Here is a 3,225-nt window from a genome sequence, read left to right as displayed (position 1 = left end):
GCCGCCTCGACGGTGATAAGGTCAACGAATTCGAGTACGACCCACTCGGCCGCCTGATCGCCCGCCATGCCGGGCACAAGGAAGGCCTGGAATGGCAGACCGAGACCTTCGCCTATGACGGCAACGGCAATCTGCTGCTAGCGGAAAACGCCGCCTGCAAATTGCAATGGTTCTACGACCGTGCCGGTAACAACACCCGTGAGCACCAGTACCTGCGCTATTTGCAGGAACCGCATGTAGCCGTCTGGAAGCATGAATATGATGCCCTCAACCAGCGTATCGCCACCACTCGCCCGGATGGCCACCGCGTCAGTTGGTTGACCTATGGCAGCGGTCATCTGCTGGCGCTAAAAGTAGATGACCAAGAACTACTCAGCTACCAACGTGACAACCTGCACCGCGAGATCGCCCGCGACCAGGGCAACGGCCTGCAACAACGGCAAGCCTGGACGCCCAACGGCCAGTTGCAGGAACAAGCATTGGGAAAACGCGGCGACGCCCAACGCCTGGTGGTACGCAACTACCGGCACGACGCCGCCGGCCAACTGACCCGCATCGACGACACCCGGCGCGGCGCGCTCAGCTACCGTTATGACCCGCTCGGTCGCCTGCTTGCCGCCCAGACCATCAGCGGCGAAGAGACCTTCGCCTTTGACCCGGCCAGCAATCTGCTGGATCCCCAGGCACCGCGGCGTCCCAATCAATATGTCCCGAACAAACTGCTGGACAACTTGCTGCGCGACTACGTCGGCACCCACTACAGCTACGACGAACGCGGCAACCTCAAGGAACGCCTGCACAACGGCAAAAAATCCCACTTCACCTGGGATCTGTACGACCGCCTGATCGGTTACGCAGATGACCGACTGACCGTCAGCTTTGCCTACGACGCCCTGGGCCGGCGGCTGTTCAAACTGTCCAAAGCCAAGTACCACGACCGCCGCGAAGCCGGGCCAATGTGGAACAAGCTGGAACGTGCCAAGCTCGACGAACAGTACGGTTGCGGCTACACGATCTATGGCTGGGACGGCGATGTGCTGGCTTTTGAGAGCCGAAACAATGACAAGAGCGAACGCCTGACCCACTACTTTTTCGAGCCGGGTAGTTTTGTGCCAGTGGCGCAGGCTGTGGAACAACGCAGTATCCAACTGCTGCCCCAGCCAGTCTATGAGGGCGCTTACGACATCGACCGCGATCCGGTTTGGCAGCACAAACCTAAACCGGTGAGCTTCAACGCCGTGGCGTGGTACCAATGCGACCACCTTGGCACGCCGATGGAGTTGACCGACGAGCACGGCGATATCGCCTGGGCTGGAGTCTACAAAGCCTGGGGATTGGCCAAGGAACAGCGTAGCGAGACCGCCAAACGTACCGACATCCGCAATCCACTGCGCTTTCAGGGGCAGTACTTCGATGTGGAAATCGGGCTGCACTACAACCGCTATCGGTACTATGATCCCCAGGCAGGGCGATTTATTGGCAAGGATCCAATTGGATTTCTTGGTGGTTTGAATGTCCATCACTATGCGTCGAACCCTATTAACTGGGTTGACCCCATCGGACTCACAGCATGCACGCCCTGCCATGACAAGACCAAATGTAAAGTACTGTTATCGAAAATTTATGCAAAAGCCTTAGGACGCAAGGAAATCACAGGCAATCGCGGCCTACTTGAAAGAATAGAAGACTTACAAGAGGACAAATACAACCTATATGGTTTTGCACCAACCATGGACAAAGCGCGAAGTTATGGTGCCTTAGCTGGAAAGGGTTCTTGGGAGGGACATGTTAAAGCGGCAAACGATCTAAAAGCCGGACTTAACAATGATATCCGAAACTTTAACGAGGGCGGCTGCAACAAGCATTACAAAATCCCTAGCTCAGCTTCTAGAGCAGCCAGCTTAGCCATTCCAACCAGACCAACGAGATGATAAAAATGACCGCATTATTTGACGATATACTTTTCCTAATAAGCACAGACTGCTTTACAAGCGAACTATTTTTTGAATTCACCCCACAAGATGTCGAAATAGTTAAAATGGCAGCACGCGACGCAATACCTGAGATAGTCCATGGAGGAAACAACTATTACCTGTGCGCAAACTTTTCCCCTGAGCGAATAAATAATACTCGAGATTTTTTCTTTAAGAGAATCCAGGATCATCGAGCCCCCAAAGAGATAACGCATAAAATCAATCTATTTTATGAAACTCTGGCGGGCATTTCCGATGAAATTAGCTCAGCAACCAATGCAATAGGATCAGTTGCAACCCGAATGTATTGGCTTGACACAGACGACTTCAAAAACCCTATAACAGTTGAAATAATTGATATAGTATCAATTATTGAACCGCTTGGCCTGAACCGTGAATCACACGGTTTTGAATGGGAGGACGCTTGGCTAAATTCTAAATCGACATGGGATCGATATATCATGTCACTAATGGATGAAATAATCGAAGCGCCATACTTGACATTCATCAAGATAGAGAAGTTTTCCACTCAGCTTGATTACCTGCGCCTTTGGAAAAAAAATCTCGATGAAGATAGCTTTTCAATCATAAAAAAATTCATCCAAATAGAAGCATATGCAGAACTTGAAAGTTGCAATTCAGCCGCCGCAAGAGAAATTGAGCGAATCATGCAATCAATTTAGCAACTAAATATTTTACTAGCGAGTAAAATTCAGAGCAACGGAGGGCAAGTAGTGCAAATCCGGCACCGCGCAATGTCCACGCATTTTCATCTGAAACAGCGCACTAAACGACACTAAGTAATGAATATGACGTCAAGCCATTTTTAACTACAGAGAATCGTACCCATGATGCCGATAATTAGACTTGGCGACCTTACCGACCACGGCGGCGTTGTCACCGAATCCATCCCCCACACCAACCTCAACGGCAAGCCCATGGCCGGTAAAGGCCACATGGTGATGTGCCCCTTATGCAAAGGTCCCTTCCCGATTGCCGAAGGCAGCAGCACCTATTCAGTCAACGGCATTCCCGTGGCGTTGGATGGCATGAAGACCACCTGCGGCGCCACCCTGATCGCCAGCGGCTCCCGCAGCGCCGTTCACCGCTGACCGGCAACCCCGATCTTTAACAACCGGACAACACCGGCATTGACTTGATCGCGCCAATGCCTATGCCAACTTCAAACCCGCGACGCCGAAGGCGGCCTGTGGAAGTACGACTACGATCAACGCGGCAACATCATCGAAAC

Annotated in this window: 3 protein-coding genes; all 3 read left to right on the top strand. The window is 52.1% G+C overall.

Translation table 11 applies throughout. The annotated features are described in order from the left end of the window. Window positions 1–1,931, top strand: a 1,931-nt coding sequence (locus AACY42_RS28165; protein WP_339483768.1) for an RHS repeat-associated core domain-containing protein, incomplete at its 5' end; no start/stop codon positions are given. 5 nt (window positions 1,932–1,936) lie between these two features. After that, window positions 1,937–2,656: a hypothetical protein gene (locus AACY42_RS28160; protein ID WP_339483767.1), complete on the top strand. Its 720-nt coding sequence runs from the start codon at window positions 1,937–1,939 to the stop codon at window positions 2,654–2,656. Window positions 2,657–2,824: 168 nt separating this feature from the next. Continuing rightward, the gene (locus tag AACY42_RS28155; protein ID WP_339483769.1) at window positions 2,825–3,085 is read left to right on the top strand and encodes a PAAR domain-containing protein; all 261 of its coding nucleotides are present in this window, start codon (window positions 2,825–2,827) and stop codon (window positions 3,083–3,085) included. Window positions 3,086–3,225: the final 140 nt, after the last annotated feature.

The sequence above is a fragment of the Pseudomonas sp. RL_5y_Pfl2_73 genome, from assembly GCF_963970515.1.
Taxonomy (GTDB): domain Bacteria; phylum Pseudomonadota; class Gammaproteobacteria; order Pseudomonadales; family Pseudomonadaceae; genus Aquipseudomonas.
This window is presented reverse-complemented; position numbering and strand designations above follow the sequence as displayed.

Excerpts from the sequence above, each read along its gene's own strand:
- AACY42_RS28160 (WP_339483767.1), top strand. The coding sequence starts at position 1,937 with ATGACCGCATTATTTGACGATATACTTTTCCTAATAAGCACAGACTGC.
- AACY42_RS28155 (WP_339483769.1), top strand. The coding sequence starts at position 2,825 with ATGCCGATAATTAGACTTGGCGACCTTACCGACCACGGCGGCGTTGTC.